The 14,069-nt window shown below is 57.0% G+C and carries 14 protein-coding genes and 2 pseudogenes; 9 read left to right on the top strand and 7 right to left on the bottom strand.

Features of this window, described 5'->3' with window-relative positions; translation table 11 throughout:
• Window positions 1-27 precede the first annotated feature (27 nt).
• From ACR0AO_RS20745 to ACR0AO_RS20735, 3 genes and pseudogenes are all read right to left on the bottom strand, one after another.
• A complete protein-coding gene (locus tag ACR0AO_RS20745) occupies window positions 28-345 on the bottom strand; it encodes a hypothetical protein (RefSeq protein WP_480607961.1) in 318 nt (105 codons plus the stop codon).
• 235 nt (window positions 346-580) lie between these two features.
• A pseudogene (locus ACR0AO_RS20740) lies at window positions 581-835 on the bottom strand (IS481 family transposase); the annotation flags it as partial.
• A 60-nt stretch (window positions 836-895) separates the two neighbouring features.
• Window positions 896-1,810: a LysR family transcriptional regulator gene (locus tag ACR0AO_RS20735; RefSeq protein ID WP_480607958.1), complete on the bottom strand. Its 915-nt coding sequence runs from the start codon at window positions 1,808-1,810 to the stop codon at window positions 896-898.
• Window positions 1,811-1,928: 118 nt separating this feature from the next.
• Here ACR0AO_RS20735 and ACR0AO_RS20730 point away from each other — a divergent pair, with 118 nt between their 5' ends.
• The 7 genes from ACR0AO_RS20730 (at window position 1,929) to speB (ending at window position 9,177) form a co-directional block, all read left to right on the top strand.
• A complete protein-coding gene (locus ACR0AO_RS20730) occupies window positions 1,929-2,822 on the top strand; it encodes a dimethylarginine dimethylaminohydrolase family protein (RefSeq protein WP_480607956.1) in 894 nt (297 codons plus the stop codon).
• On the top strand, window positions 2,819-3,472 hold the full coding sequence (locus tag ACR0AO_RS20725) for a M20/M25/M40 family metallo-hydrolase (RefSeq protein ID WP_480607953.1): 654 nt from the start codon (window positions 2,819-2,821) through the stop codon (window positions 3,470-3,472). The genes ACR0AO_RS20730 and ACR0AO_RS20725 overlap by 4 nt, the downstream gene beginning before the upstream one ends.
• Window positions 3,473-3,484: 12 nt before the next feature.
• Window positions 3,485-4,435, top strand: coding sequence for an ABC transporter substrate-binding protein (locus tag ACR0AO_RS20720; RefSeq protein WP_480607951.1), 951 nt, complete (start codon window positions 3,485-3,487; stop codon window positions 4,433-4,435).
• Window positions 4,436-4,507: 72 nt separating this feature from the next.
• Window positions 4,508-5,557, top strand: a complete 1,050-nt coding sequence (locus tag ACR0AO_RS20715; protein WP_480607948.1) for a quaternary amine ABC transporter ATP-binding protein — start codon at window positions 4,508-4,510, stop codon at window positions 5,555-5,557.
• Window positions 5,554-7,149 carry an ABC transporter permease gene (locus tag ACR0AO_RS20710; protein ID WP_480607945.1) on the top strand — a complete coding sequence of 532 codons (1,596 nt, stop codon included), beginning with the start codon at window positions 5,554-5,556 and terminating at the stop codon, window positions 7,147-7,149. Before ACR0AO_RS20715 ends, ACR0AO_RS20710 begins: the two co-directional genes overlap by 4 nt.
• Before the next feature lie 70 nt (window positions 7,150-7,219).
• A complete protein-coding gene (locus ACR0AO_RS20705; RefSeq protein WP_480607942.1) occupies window positions 7,220-8,206 on the top strand; it encodes an arginase family protein in 987 nt (328 codons plus the stop codon).
• Window positions 8,206-9,177, top strand: a complete 972-nt coding sequence (gene speB / locus ACR0AO_RS20700; protein ID WP_480607940.1) for an agmatinase — start codon at window positions 8,206-8,208, stop codon at window positions 9,175-9,177. Before ACR0AO_RS20705 ends, speB begins: the two co-directional genes overlap by 1 nt.
• 251 nt (window positions 9,178-9,428) lie before the next feature.
• Here speB and ACR0AO_RS20695 read toward each other — a convergent pair whose 3' ends face one another.
• The 3 genes and pseudogenes from ACR0AO_RS20695 to ACR0AO_RS20685 form a co-directional block, all read right to left on the bottom strand.
• Window positions 9,429-10,226, bottom strand: a complete 798-nt coding sequence (locus tag ACR0AO_RS20695) for a CobW family GTP-binding protein (protein WP_480608004.1) — start codon at window positions 10,224-10,226, stop codon at window positions 9,429-9,431.
• A gap of 95 nt (window positions 10,227-10,321) precedes the next feature.
• Window positions 10,322-10,486, bottom strand: a complete 165-nt coding sequence (locus ACR0AO_RS20690) for a hypothetical protein (RefSeq protein WP_480607938.1) — start codon at window positions 10,484-10,486, stop codon at window positions 10,322-10,324.
• A gap of 2 nt (window positions 10,487-10,488) precedes the next feature.
• A pseudogene (locus ACR0AO_RS20685) lies at window positions 10,489-11,259 on the bottom strand (amidohydrolase family protein).
• Between the two features lie 127 nt (window positions 11,260-11,386).
• On the opposite strand from ACR0AO_RS20685, the gene ACR0AO_RS20680 reads away from it, so the two are divergent.
• On the top strand, window positions 11,387-11,578 hold the full coding sequence (locus ACR0AO_RS20680) for a hypothetical protein (RefSeq protein ID WP_480607936.1): 192 nt from the start codon (window positions 11,387-11,389) through the stop codon (window positions 11,576-11,578).
• Window positions 11,579-11,697: 119 nt separating this feature from the next.
• On the opposite strand, the gene ACR0AO_RS20675 is transcribed toward ACR0AO_RS20680, so the two are convergent.
• Complete coding sequence (locus ACR0AO_RS20675; RefSeq protein ID WP_480607933.1) at window positions 11,698-12,384, bottom strand: Crp/Fnr family transcriptional regulator; 687 nt, start codon at window positions 12,382-12,384, stop codon at window positions 11,698-11,700.
• A gap of 422 nt (window positions 12,385-12,806) precedes the next feature.
• Between ACR0AO_RS20675 and ACR0AO_RS20670 the strand changes: the two genes are divergently transcribed.
• Window positions 12,807-14,057, top strand: coding sequence for a sarcosine oxidase subunit beta family protein (locus tag ACR0AO_RS20670; protein ID WP_480607930.1), 1,251 nt, complete (start codon window positions 12,807-12,809; stop codon window positions 14,055-14,057).
• Window positions 14,058-14,069 lie beyond the last annotated feature (12 nt).

The following is a 14,069-nucleotide window of genomic DNA, read 5'->3' as shown; positions in this document are numbered from 1 at the left end:
TTTCCCACCCGCAAAGGAATTCCGAAGTCAGTCAAACAAAACGAATGTGCATAGCGAAATACGGTAAAGTGTTGCCCTTGACTGTGAACAAATAAACATTGCGCCACGAATGGATACAAAAGCAAGGAAGGCTTTGGAGCTTTGTGAAATCTGGCTGGCTCCTCTGATTTGGTCGCAATAGGGCAAGTATCGGCCAACTGCCAAAGCCACATGGCAATTTTCGCCTGCTCCGCTACGCTCGGAACGGATGCGTGCAGTTCCTTCAGAACTGTCTAGCGCTGCCTGACTGTCGCGCGCTTCCGCCTCTTGGCGACCGCCCTCGCCGGCGCCGAGTATGTCGATCAATCACGGCACTTATTTGCCGGGTATGTTCACACAGTGCGTCTGCCAGTGAACCATTGATCGTATCAATGAACAGGATTGTTTTTTTAAATGTGGCGTCTGATAGAAGAATACCTTGTTTTCAATCATCAGGACGTTGGCAGAAGCTGACAGGGGCGAGGGACAATATTCACGGTTCCACAACCCACATACTACACGCGGGTCCGTTCCGGGGATTCCATGGCGAAAAACCCGTTTGAATGGAAGATCGCGTCAGGTGAGGCATAGAGGTCTGCAGGATACAGAGGCAATCATCAAGCGGCAGCTAGGCATGACGCCGAAAGGCTACGACCATCGCCTCTTCATCTTTGCTTAGGACTGTCGGACTCGGATCCTTTAGCCCTGTTTTTCTATCCTCGACCGCTAGGCGCTTTCGCCATTTCGCATCGGACTTCGCGTTAATTCCAAGTTCGCAGCTCAGCTTCGCGTTCGAAGCTTGCGCCTCTCGTGACATTGCTACGCAATGCACTGACGGCCATTGGATCGCGCCATCAAACCCTGGGATCAAACACTCTCAATTTTCTTTTGTTGCTGCTTCCTTCAGAAGTTGGATGAATGTCTTTCCTACCAGATTGGGTTCTTCGCCGCGCTTTCTGACCAGTTTGATATCTGACTTCAGATCAAAAATGCCGTCCCCGACCGAGCGTAGCCTTCCCTCTCGCACCCAAATATCGGCAAAACTTTCGGGCAAGTACCCAATGTACTTACCCGTAAGGACAAGCATGGCGATACCTTCGATTTGATGAGCGCTGGCATTCGACCGTAACCCGCGCGAGATCGGGGCCACCAAATCTTCATTCAGGTAGGCACGCTTGCAAAAATTGGCCTCGGGCAAAAGCCTCTCGACGTCAGATGCGGTTGCGGTGTCAAACAATGGATTGCCGACGCCGCAGTACAAGCCAATTCTTTCAATCCCGAGGACTTCATAGATCAAGCCGGGTTTGTGTTTGTGAAATACACCCACACCGACCGCGACCTGACCATCCTGCACCGCGATTTCAATGTCGTCGGGGGCAAGCGAATGTATCTCGACTGAAACGTCTGGTGCTATTCGCGTGAGTTTTGCCAACGCGCCCATAATCGGAGCGTCGTCGTTGAAAACCCAGTTATCAATGGCAGCGACGGACAATCTGCCAACAAGCTTGCCGCGTGTCCCGTCCACCGTTTCACCAAACTGATCGAGGGAAGCGAACAATTTGCGTGAAGCCGCATAAACGATTTCACCCTTGTCGGTCAGACGAAAGCCTTTGCGGCCGCGCTGGCACAAACGCATGCCCAGGCGTGTTTCCAGGTCAGCAATTTGTCTCGAAATTGTGGAAGCCGACACGTTGAGCACAATCTGTGCCGCCGAAAAACCACGCGCCTCGACGACGGCAGAAAATACATAAAGCAGGTGCAGGTCGGCTTTGGAGAAGGAGGGAGGCAGCATGAATGAATATTACCTGTATGTATATGCAAGTTAAATCCCTTAGTTTGTAATTTATTCCAAATGTTAGCCATGCGACGCTCGGGTCTGAAACGCATGTCCATGGGAGGATCTGAGCGAGATGGGATTGAACAGTGGGCTCTCGCAAAACTGGGGCATTGACAACGACTATGCAAAGCTGACGGATGTTTTGCTGGGTCGCCCGGACTATTTCAAATGGGTCGAGGCGGGTCCGTTGATCGGGCGTACTCTGGCAAATGCACACAAGACCGGTGTGAAATTCGACTTGCAGCAGGCGATGGCGCAACATGCCGAAATGGTCTCGATCTACGAAGACAACGGGGTGACCTGCCATTATCTCGACAGCGATGAAGTGTTGCACCGGAATTTTTTCGCCCGCGACAGTTCGGCCATGACGCCCTGGGGCGCCCTGATCTGTCACATGCAATTGAAATGCCGCCGGGCAGATTATGCCACCGCGATCAAGTTCTATCAGGAAAACGGTATCCCGATCTGGAATTTCGCTACTGCGGGTCATTTCGAAGGCGGTGATTTCAACATCATCGAACCGGGCCGGGTGTTGATCGGCTACAGCGGAGAACGGTCTGAACAAGTGGGTTCAGAACAAGTCGCCGAATTCATGAGGGTCGAAGGATGGGAGGCCGTGGTGGCCCCAATCAGCCGTGACTTTGTGCACATGGATGGCCTGATCGTGCCGTTGGCCGAGAAACTCGTTGTGGCCTGCGTCGACGCAATGGAGCCCTGGCTGGTGGATATTGTCAAAGGCTGGGGCATCGAGATCGTGAGTGTCGAATACCGCGAGGCAAAAAACCTGGGTGTCAACCTTGTGGCACTGGGGGACAGCAAGGTCTTGTCGATGGCCGGGGCCACAGATCTGAATGCCAAAATGCGTGCACTGGGATTTGAGGTTTACGATCCCGATATGTCGATGTTCACGCTGGGTGGCGGCGGTGTCCATTGCCTGTGCCAGGCGCTGCACCGCGAGGCCGCATGACGGGTGATCTGCGGATAAATGGAGATCGCCTGTGGCAAAGCCCGATGGAAATGGCGCGGATCGGCGCGCTGGCCGGGGGTGGATGTGGGCGGCTGATTCAGGCCGTAAAGGACATCGCGCTGGCGTACGGTCCGGACGGTGTTGGCACAGTGGGTGAACTGCATGTCAGCCCAAATTCCAGAAATCCGATACCGGGCGAGGTTCGGTTCGCTGTTGATTTTCGCCACCCCGAAGCTTTGTCGCTGAGCGCGATGGACAAGGCCCTGCGGGATGCGGCCGCCGAAAACACCGCCGCGTCGGTCAGTCTGGATATGATCTGGCACAACCCTCCGATCAAGTTCGACCGCCGCTGTGTTGATGTGGACGAAACCGCAACCCGGGCACTGGGCTATCCGCGTCGCCGCATGGTTTCGGGCGCCGCCCATGACGCATGTCAGGTGGCGAGCAAGGTTCCTACGGCGATGGTGTTCGTCCCTTGCAAGGACGGGCTAAGCCACAACGAGGCCGAATGGGCGGAACCTGACCATCTGGCAGCAGGTTGCAATGTCATGTTTCTTGCTGCGGTTGCGCTGTCCAGGAATTTCACTCTGGCGGCCCCGCAGGCGACCAGCAGCGGCGGTACCAAGAAAAAAACCTTATCCAACAGCTAGGGAGATCTGATAATGAAATTATGTAAAACACTGGCGGCTTCGGCTCTGGCGGTTACGTTCGGAACCGCTGCGCTCGCGCAGGACGTGGTGATCGGTGTACCGAACTGGGCGTCGGTTCGCGGCACGGCGCATATCCTCAAGGTTGCTCTCGAGGACAATCTTGGCCTGACGGTCGAGCTGCAGAACGGTTCCAACCCGATCATTTTCGAGGCGATGGATTCGGGTGCAATGCATGTGCACCCCGAGGTCTGGCTGCCGAACCAGCAAAACCTGCACGACACCTTTGTAACCGAAAAGGGCAGCGTGACGTATAACCCGAACGCGGTTTTGTCGGATCAGAACATCTGCGTCACTAAAGACACGCAGGAACGTACCGGCATCTCGGCGCTCAGCGATCTGACCGATCCGGACATGGCGGCGAATTTCGACACTGACGGCGATGGCCGGGGTGAGATGTGGATCGGCGGCGCCGGGTGGGCTTCGACCAATGTCGAAAAAATCCGGGCCAAGTCCTATGGCTATGCCGAGACCATGAACCTGATGGAAATGGACGAGGCGCTGGCGCTGGCGCAGGTCGACAACGCCGTGGCACAAGGCCAGAACATCGTTTTCTACTGCTACACCCCACACCACATGTTCTCCCTCTATGATCTGGTGCCGCTGACCGAGCCCGCCTATGACGCGGCGCAATGGAAGATCACTCAGCCCACGGACGATCCGAACTGGCTGGAGGTTTCGTCCGCGCCCACCGCCTGGGATGCCGCCAGGCTGCATGTGTTCTACTCAACCGCGCTGGACGAGGCGCAGCCGGAGGCCGCGGCTATGCTGTCAAAGGTCAAGCTGACCACCGAACAGATCAACGCCATCGTTTATGCGTTGTCCGTCGACGGAGCAGATCCGGCGGACTACGCCCGCAAATGGGTCGATGAGAACACCAATCTGGTGGATTCCTGGTTCAACTGAAGGCATCTGAGCGGCGCGCCGCAGGTGCGCCGCTCAGCCAACCGGACCCATGGGTCAGGCCAGGAGCAAATCATGACAGATGACGTAATCACTCTGGATGGTGTCTGGAAAATTTTCGGCACCAATGCGGATGCGGCGATGGCAGCCATTCGCGAACGGGGTTTGGGCAAACCCGAAGTCCTGAAGGAGTTCGGATGCGTGGTGGGGATCGCAGATGTCTCGTTTTCGGTAAAACGGGGTGAGATTTTCTGTGTGATGGGCCTGTCGGGTTCAGGAAAATCCACAATGGTGCGCCACCTGAACCGGCTGATCGAGCCCACGGCAGGCAGCATCAACGTGATGGGCAACGATATGCTGAACCTGTCCGACGGTGAATTGCGTGAAATGCGGGCCAACAATATCGGCATGGTTTTTCAACACATGGCCTTGCTACCGCACCGCACCGTACGCGATAATGTGGGTTTCCCCCTGCAGGTGCGTGGCGAACCGAAGTCGCGGCGCTGGGAGGTGTCGCAGAGATGCCTGGAGCGGGTCAATCTGACCGGCTATGAGGAACGTTTTCCAAGTGAATTGTCCGGTGGTATGCAGCAACGGGTCGGCCTGGCGCGGGCGCTGGCCTCGGATCCCGACGTGCTGCTGATGGATGAGCCGTTTTCGGCGCTTGATCCGTTGATCCGGCGGCAGTTGCAGGATCAGTTCATGGCGCTGTCAGCCGAGTTGCACAAGACGACAGTCTTCATCACCCACGATCTGGACGAGGCGATCCGGATCGGCAACCGCATCGCCATCATGAAGGACGGGCGCATCGTACAGATCGGCACTCCGGAAGAAATCGTGACCCAACCCGCGGATGACTATGTGCGCGACTTTGTCGACGGGATTTCCAAGCTCAAGCTGGTTTTCGCCCATTCGATCATGGTGCCGATCAGTGAATACGAACCTTCGCGTCCGGTGAATTTCGAAGAAAGTCCACGCGCCCATCACGGTACCGATCTGGATCATCTGATCGATATCGCGATCACAACCGACAACGTCATCATCATCACCGGCGACGATGGCACCGATATCGGAGTTGTTGACCGGGCAACGTTGCTGAAAGGCATTCAGGGGGGCAAAGCATGACGGATCTAACTGCGACGACCGGCACAGGTCCGATGACAAATAACGACTCTGCCGGTGATAATCACAGTGTTTCCGCCTTTGCCATTGAAAATGCAGATTACTATTCCGCCGAGTTCAGCAAAATTCAGGGCCAGACCGGTTTCGCCTGGTCGTGGAACACTATGGCAGCGGTTTTTGGCCCGATCTGGGGCTCGGCCCGGGGCGTTTGGGGGTTCTTCTGGATTTTCCTGACGCTGGAACTGTTTGCGCTGGTTCAGATCGGGCGCGGTCTATGGGGCCAGTTGGGTGCGGATCAGCTGGCACGATACGAACGACTGATTGATAATATCGCAAAGCGTGAGGCGCAGGCGGCCGAGCTGACGGCCGCCGGGGATATCGCCGGAGCTGAGGCAAAGCTGAAGATCGCCAACAATCTGCGCGGCGCGGCCGACAATGCCCTGCAGGCCGCCAATAGCGCCTCAAGCGAAGCATTTGGTATCTTACTGACCGGCCTGATCCTGATGGCTTTGATCAAGCTGGCCGAGGGGTTTTATGCCAATTACGCCTATGAGGCGCAATATCTGCGCTGGCGTGCCTCGCAAAGCGTGCAGTCGGGGATCAGGCAATCGGGTATTCTGTTCGGTCTGCTGGGGCTGCTTGCCATCTGGCCGCTGACCCTGATCCGGTTCACTGTCGCCGACCCGAACGCGTTTGTGGCAAAACTGACCGGTGGCCTGTTGGGCGATCGTATCCCGATCACCGAATTCCCGGTGGGCAGGGAATATTTTGCTTACCTGTCCAAGAAGGGTGACACCGGATTTGACTGGCTGGCCAACAATTTCGGAGATGTCTTTGACGGCGTGACCGCAGGCATCCGCTGGGTGCTGGATGGCCTTGAAATCCTGCTGATCGAAACGCCCTGGCCGGTTGTCATGTTTGTCACTGTGGTCCTGGCGCACAGGCTTGCGGGACCGAGGGTGGCTATATTTACCGCCGCGTCTCTGGCCTATCTCGCTTTCATGGGATTGTGGGAACTGTCGATGATCACCATTGCGCTAATCGGGGCCGGTGCGTTTCTGTGCGTGGCGATCGGCATTCCGCTGGGGATCTGGTTCGGCAAATCCAAACGCGCTTATACCTTTGCAGAACCCGTGCTGGACTTCATGCAAACCATGCCGGCATTCGTCTATCTGATCCCGATCATCGCCTTTTTCGGCACTGGAAAACCGCCGGGGGTTCTGGCGACGCTGGTCTTTGCCATGCCGCCGGTAATCCGCCTGACGGCGCTTGGTATGCGGGGCGTGCCCGAAAGCACCAAAGAGGCCGCCATCGCCTTTGGTTGTTCAAAACGTCAGTTGCTGTTCAATGTGGAACTGCCGCTTGCGCTGCCGTCGATCATGACGGGGATCAACCAAACCATTCTGATGTCGCTGTCAATGGTGGTGATTGCGTCGCTCATCGGGGCCGAAGGGCTGGGTGCGCTGATCCTGGAGGCTCTGCAATACGCAGCCAAGGGGCAGGGCTTGCTTGGCGGGCTGGCCATCCTTTTCTGTGCCATGGTCATCGACCGGATCGCACAGGGCGTGTACCGCCGCAAGGTTGGCGGACACTAGAACACCTCTCCGACTGCGCCGGTCCTAAGTTGGGATCGGGGCGCATTTTCTTTCTGGAACGGATCTGCATATGGCTGACGAACATCATAAATCCATGATGGAAAACCTTTATTGGTGGGGTATCCCAACCATGTTCCGCTGTCCCAACCAAGGCCCAGAGGGGCAGGATATCGCGCTGGTCGGCGTTCCGCATTCCACCGGGAACGGCACGACCGAACGGGATCAGCATCTGGGCCCGCGCGCGCTGCGGAATGTGTCTTCGGTTTCACGGCGGATGCATGGCGGATTTCAGCTAGACCCGTGGGAAGCTGCGAGTATTGCGGATGTGGGGGATGTGCCCTTTCCCCGGGCCAATGACAACGAGGCCTGTATCGAACAGATCACCCGCTTTTACACGGATATCGATACCGCTGGCGCGCGGCCGATTTCGGTTGGGGGCGATCATTCCATTACCGGCGGAATCGTTCAGGCGCTTGGCTGTGGCAAGATCACCGGTGGTGAGCCGGTCTGTTTTCTGCATTTCGACGCCCATACGGATGTATTCACCAAAGTGGATCATTTTCTGGGGGCTAAGAAATCTGCCGCCCACTGGGGCGCCTATCTGGCCGATCAGGGCAAGGTCGATCCGCATCATTCGATGCAGATCGGGTTGCGCGGCCATGCCCGCACGCTGGACTGGCTGCAGCCTTCGTATGACTACGGATATAATGTCGTCACGATGAAAGAATTCCGAAAACGCGGGATTGGGGATATCGTGGCCCAGATCAGACAGGTTCTGGGCAGGCGACCGGTTTATATTACCTTTGATCTCGATTGTCTGGATCCGACGATCGCGCCAGCGGTTTCCAACCTTGAAGCGGGCGAAAAGGGGTTTGATATCGACGAGGCCGTGGCTCTTCTGCATGCGGCACGGGGGTTGAACATCGTGGGTGGCGACATTGTGTGCATGATGCCGACAAAGGACAGCCCAAATCAGATCACGGCACTGACGGCTTCGGCCATCATGTTCGAAATGATCTCGATGGTGGCGGAAAATGTGAAAGCGGGGAAAACGTGATGAAGGGTGTGGGTGATGAGTTTTTTCAACCGGTATCGGCAATGGAGCTGGCACGGTTCGCGGGCGTGCCGACCTTTATGCGATTGCCGGGGCTGACGCCCGAGCATCCAAGATATGGAAATGTGCAGATGGGCCTGGTGGGCGTGCCCTGGGATGGCGGAACCACCAACCGCCCCGGCGCGCGGCACGGGCCGCGGCAGCTGCGTGACTATTCAACGATGATCCGGGCTATGAACCCTGCGACCGGCGTTAATCCCTTTGCGGCGGTCAATTGCGCCGATCTGGGTGATGTGCCGCCAAACCCGGTGGATATTCACGACAGCCTGGATCGGATCACAAAATTCTATAAGGACCTGAAGGCCCGCAATATCACACCGATGACGGCGGGCGGCGACCATCTGGTGACGCTGCCGATCCTGCGGGCCCTGGCCGATGACGGGCCGGTGGGTCTGATTCAGTTCGACAGCCATACGGATCTGTTCGACAGCTATTTCGGTGGGAGCAAATTTACCCACGGCACACCGTTCCGCCGCGCAATCGAAGAGGGGCTGGTCGACCCGAAACGTTTCGTACAGGTCGGTATTCGCGGAACCGCCTATAACACCGAAGATATCGACTGGGGGCTTGAGCAGGGCGTGCGGATCATCCGTATCGAAGAACTGTTTGACCGCGGCATTGCCGATGTGATGGCCGAAGTGCGCCAGATCGTGGGCACCCAACCGACCTATTGCACCTATGACATTGATTTCGTCGACCCCACTTTCGCACCGGGGACCGGTACTCCGGAAATTGGAGGACCCAACAGCTTTCAGGCGCAACGGGTGATCCGCGAACTGAGCGGCGTGAGCCTGATCGGGGCCGATCTGGTCGAAGTGGCTCCGCCTTTCGATGCCGCCGGGGGAACTGCCTGGCTGGGTATTTCACTCATGTTCGAACTGATGTGCGTGCTTTCTCAGGCCATTACCACTTAGAGCGTGTTTGTTTGACGTGGAATTCCAATGGGATGATTTTGTCCGAGCGGGTACGGTGCGCTGATACTGGCACTCAAATCTTTTTTGGTAACATTCCTTCGCCGGAAATGCCCAGGGTGGAAGACTTCGGCTGCGGTCTTCCAAAAAGTGGAAATGACGGGCGCACCGCCTCTAAACTCTAGGGGGTAGAAGTCTCGATTGAAATACCGTTCACCGGCCGAGGTCGCCAAGACTGGATTTACGTATTAAATTCAGCAAGGCACTTGGCTAGACCGGAGTTCAACAATGTCAAAGATCCCTTTCGCGCGATAGATATCTGTCGGGAGTTGAGCCAGAAACTCCCGCAGCCGCTTTAACGACATGGTCCCGAGGCGGTTCCAACCCCCAGTGTCAAATACAACGTCGTGGGCGGGTTGCGTTTCGTTGCGCCCCGCCGCCTTACCGCAAGGCGCCATTTCGCGATGCCGTTTGGCATTTCTTTCGACGTCCATGTTGACCAAAAGTTCGGTGGGAACCTTGCCAAAACTTGTTTCGTAAATTCGCGCGGTCGGGTAGAGCCATTTATTCTTGAGTATCTCGAGCTGGTCCTGAGAAACGAGATCCGTCTTGTTGATCAGAATGATATCGGCAGCATCCAGTTGGTCCAACACCAGCCGCGCCATATCTCCGTCGAGACCCGCGAACTGATCGCCGTCGACCACGCTGATGACACTGTCCAGCGCAACATGCCCGCGCAGCCACGGATATTGCAGCGTGTGAACGACCCGGACCGGGCGGGACACGCCGCTGATCTCGATAAGGATATATTCCGGTGCGCCATCGCGCAAAGCCATCAGGTCGGCGATCTGCTCGATCAGGTCGCTTTGAACGGTGCAGCAGATACACCCGTTTGCAAGGCTGAAACCGTTGTCCTGAACACTGACGATAAGCTGGCTGTCAATGTTGATCTCTCCAAAGTCATTGACCATGACAGAAATGCGCAAACCGTGATCAGACTGCAGTATTTCATTCAGAACAGTCGTCTTTCCCGCACCCAGAAATCCGGCGATGTCGGTGACTGGAACGGGATTCGAACTGGTTCTTTTTATCCGATGCTCCTGTTGGTGCGGATGGGGGGGATGTCAATCGTTGTATCGGGTCGGGATCAAACGACATCCGGCGGCGGTCCCTGCCAGACGGCCTCAAGATCCGTACTGTCATTCCGGCTGTGAAGATCTTGCACCAACTGCCCCTCAAGCATGGTCAGTTCGACCTGGGTGTCGTGGATGTTCCGTTCGGGCTCGGCCTCGAACAGGTGGCGATCCACCACGATCAGATCGGCGGATTTTCCGATCTCGACACTGCAGTGCGATCTTCGAGGTCCATGGCCAAGGCGCCGTCGATGGTGGCGACACGGATTGCCTGTTCCAGTGTGATCGGATCACCGAACAACCCTTCTGTCTCGCTCCATGGGTATTCTCGTGTGACCAAGGTTTCCAGCGCGATCCAGGGATCGACCGATGCAACCGGCCAGTCGGTGCCAAAGACGGCGACACCGCCGGTCGCGAGAACACCTTTGAGGTTGTATGAATGCGCTAGCCGCTCTGGTCCGTATCCTGATCATACGCCCAGCACAAAGCTTGACGGATACCAGGTTGTCGGCGAAAACTCGGCAATTACGCCCAGCTCTTTGAAACGCTGTAGGTTGGCCTCGTACAGAATGGCGCTGTGGGCACATTGGTGGCGTATGCCGTCCGGGCCGTTGCGCCGTCGGACTTCGGCAATTGCATCCAGAAACAGGTCCGAGGCCGCATCACCGTTGCAATGCGCCACAACCCGGATGCCGCGCCGATCCATATCCACTGCCATTTCGGTGATGTGTTCCGGCGTCAGGTTCAGTTTGCCCCGCCACTCTTCCTCGCCCGGCCAGGGTGTCAGCAGATAGGACGACCGGGGCTCAACCGTTCCATCAAAATGGAATTTCACGGCATTCGAATTCAGCCGGGCGCTGCAAAAATAGTGGCGTTCACCCGCCAGCAGTTCCCAGCGGCGGCGGACCGAGAAAATATCGTCCTGCCAACTGATTGTGGCTTCGACCCGCAGGGTCAGCTCTCCAGCATCATCTAGGGCTTTCAGGGCGTTTAGACGGTTTTCGCAGACATGGACATAATTGGTTCCGACTATCCGTCGTCAGGGTTCGCTTGAGGACAACCCAATCGCCGGTGGGCCAATGACACTAAGTGTGGACGGAGAGGAAATCGCCAAAGGTATCGTAGAATCTACAGTTCCCTTTGGTTTTTCCACTACGGAAACCATGGATATTGGCGCAGATTTGGGCGCGGTTGTGACCCCCGACTACGAAGAACATGCTCCGTTCGAGTTTACCGGAAAGATTGGAACTGTCTTAGTGGGCATCGAGTAAGATGCGGGGCGTGCAAGTTCAGGGACACCGGGGGTTGCGCGCCCTACCGATGACCGGATCTCGCGATTGTATCGGAACGTGGTTTTGTTGCCGCGAAAGGTCCGATTGGATACGGGATCTTAGTATAGTTTCCGGGACATCGTTTCCAGTTGCCAGCGATCAAGGATATTCACGCGGTTGTACCCGGTTTCAACCATTCCGGCATCTACCAGAACCTTTAGCGCGCGACGGATGCTGGACATTGACATTCCCAGAGTTGCCGCAAGATCACTCTGGCGTAATTTGACTGCCGAACTCACCGGTGACAGGCTCAGCAATTGACGGGCCAACCGGACTTCCGGCGGCAAGGACTGAGCTTCGCCGATAAACGCCATGAGGCTCAGGATTTGATTGATCGTGAAGGCATAGAACTCAGGCCAAAATTCAGGCTTTTCCTTGAGAATACGACGAATGGCCTGAGCGGGCACGAAATAGACTGCGCTGTCGACTGATGTAACCAAATTGAAGGGCCGGGGCATGTTGGGCACCAGCGAGCCATGGCCAACCCATCCACCCGGTTGAATGCGCAGAGTAACCATGTTGTCCAGATCTGCTGGCGCGAATTCCAGATCCACCGCACCCGCGCCGATACCATACATGCCGTCCGTCTCATCGCCATCACGAAACAGGGGTGTTTTCGCAGGTACTTCTAACCATCGCCCGTTCTCAGCGAACCAGTATCGAAGTGCGTCAGAGCACTCGGACAACCATCCCACGCGATCGAACAGCCCTGTCTCGGAGCTTAGGTTTTTCCTTGGCTTTGCCATTTTGTCATTGAGCTAAATGTCAGCAATGGGCGCGACCTTAATGAATTTCGGGACGTACAAAAAGATGTTGCCATTGGATTTTCTTACCCCTTCCGGTGCTTAAATCAGAAAGGAGTCAATCAGCCGGTTTTGATCCCCCGTGGCACGACGATACCCGGCCCGATGGGGTGCAGCCCTCAAGCGGCGTGGCCATATCGGGCCAACTGCGGATCCGGGACTACTCACGGGTTTTGAAACGCCCGCTCTCGTTGAGGGTTGCAATGATGCCGCAAAAGTGAATGAGGCGGTCGACGAGTGCCGAGGTCATCCCGACATCGTCGACTTGAGCAAAATTGGTCGGACACGGTTTCACTCGAGTCGGTTTTGAGCCTGTCCGTCCGCGATGAATTTCCCCACCTTGCCGCAAACAGAGGTAGGGACTCATGACCTATTCAGCATTTCGCGTGATTAAAGAGGCTTTGACCGGGCATCGGGGCTGGGGACCGGCCTGGCGCGATCCCCAGCCGCAGGCACAATATGATTTCGTCATTGTCGGCGGCGGTGGCCACGGACTGGCGACTGCCTTTTATCTGGCCAAGGAATTTGGCGAGGCACGGATCGCCGTGCTGGAAAAAGGCTGGATCGGCGGCGGCAATGTCGGGCGGAACACCACGATCATCCGCTCGAACTATCTGCTGGACGGCAATGAGCCGTTTTACGAATTCTCACTGAAATTGTGGGAGGGGCTCGAGCAGGAGCTGAATTATAACGCCATGGTCAGCCAGCGCGGTATTCTGAACCTGGTGCATACCGACGCGCAGCGCGACGCGGCGCGCCGGCGCGGCAATGCCATGATTTTGAACGGCTCGGACGCCGAACTTCTGGACGTGGCGGCTGTGCGCCGGATGTACCCCTTCCTGAATTTCGCCAATGCCCGCTTTCCGATCAAGGGTGGGCTGCTACACCGGCGCGGCGGCACGGTACGCCACGACGCGGTGGCCTGGGGCTATGCCCGGGGCGCGGACCGACGCGGGGTCGACATCATCCAGAATTGCGAGGTCACCGGGTTCCGCATCGAAAACGGCAGGGTTCTGGGGGTCGAGACCTCGCGCGGCTATATTGGGGCCAACAAGGTTGGCGTCAGCGTCGCGGGCTCGTCCAGCCGGGTCATGGCCAAGGCCGGTATGCGCCTGCCGATCGAAAGCCACGTCCTGCAGGCCTTTGTTTCCGAGGGTCTGAAACCCGTCATCCCGGGTGTGATCACCTATGGCGCGGGGCATTTCTATTGCAGCCAGTCGGACAAAGGCGGGCTGGTCTTTGGCGGCGATCTGGACATGTACAACACCTATGCCCAACGCGGGAACCTGCCGGTGGTCGAGGATGTGATCGAAAGCGGTATTTCGCTGATCCCAGCGCTGGGGCGCGCGCGGCTGCTGCGCAGCTGGGGCGGGGTCATGGACATGTCGATGGACGGCTCGCCCTTCATCGACAGGACGCATATCGAAGGGCTCTATTTCAATGGCGGCTGGTGCTACGGCGGCTTCAAGGCGACGCCTGCTTCGGGCTGGTGCTTTGCCCATCTGCTGTCCACCGACCGACCGCATGAAACCGCCACGGCCTACCGGCTGGACCGGTTCCGGCGCGGCTGCATGATCGACGAAAAAGGGCAGGGCGCGCAGCCCAACCTGCACTGAGAAGGATAAGGA

Source organism: Ruegeria sp. AF8 (assembly GCF_056541825.1).
This window is presented reverse-complemented; position numbering and strand designations above follow the sequence as displayed.